Annotated in this window: 1 protein-coding gene; it reads left to right on the top strand. The window is 74.4% G+C overall.

Annotation, left to right across the window (positions count from 1 at the left end):
• Positions 1 to 463: cellulose synthase operon protein YhjQ/BcsQ (locus DPV74_RS41770; RefSeq protein ID WP_276142243.1), on the top strand; the 463-nt coding region annotated here is incomplete at its 5' end.
• Between the last annotated feature and the right edge of the window lie 138 nt (positions 464 to 601).

The following is a 601-nucleotide window of genomic DNA, read 5'->3' as shown; positions in this document are numbered from 1 at the left end:
GTGGCTGTCGCGCGCGCTCGACGAGATCGCGTTGCCGGCCGACGGCGTCGTGCTGATCGACACCGCGCGCTATCCGTCGACGCAGGCCGAGCAGGCGATTCGCCGCGCGGACCTGACGCTCGTCGTCGTGCCGCCCGAGCCGGCCGCCTGCGCGACGACGGCCGCGCGGCTCGATGCGCTCGGGGCGGGCGGCGAACTGCACATCGTCGTGAACCGGCTGAATCCGGCGCGCGACATGCAGCGCGACGCGCTCGCGATGCTGCGTGCGGTCGCGGGGCCGGCGTCGATGCTCGAGCAGCGCATCCACGTCGATGCGGCCGTGCCCGAAGCGCTCGCGCGCGGCAGCTGGATCTTCGACGACGCACCGTATTCGCAGGCGTCGCACGACCTGAACGGCGTCGCGAACTGGGTCGATACATGGCTGGCGGCACGCGCGGCCGTTCGCCGCGGAGCGGCGCGATGAACGCGCGCATCGCGCCGCGCCTGCGCGCATTCGGACGCCGCACGGCCGACTGGATCGCGCGCGGCATCGGCTTGCCCGCGCAACGCACGCTGGTCGACTGGCTCGTGCGGCTGTTCTTCCGCGCCCCGCCGCCCGGCC

It is taken from the genome of Burkholderia sp. HAN2018 (assembly GCF_024704855.1).
Lineage (GTDB): Bacteria > Pseudomonadota > Gammaproteobacteria > Burkholderiales > Burkholderiaceae > Burkholderia > Burkholderia cepacia.
The sequence above is the reverse complement of the archived record's forward strand: the minus strand, read 5'-3'. Positions and strand labels throughout refer to the sequence as shown.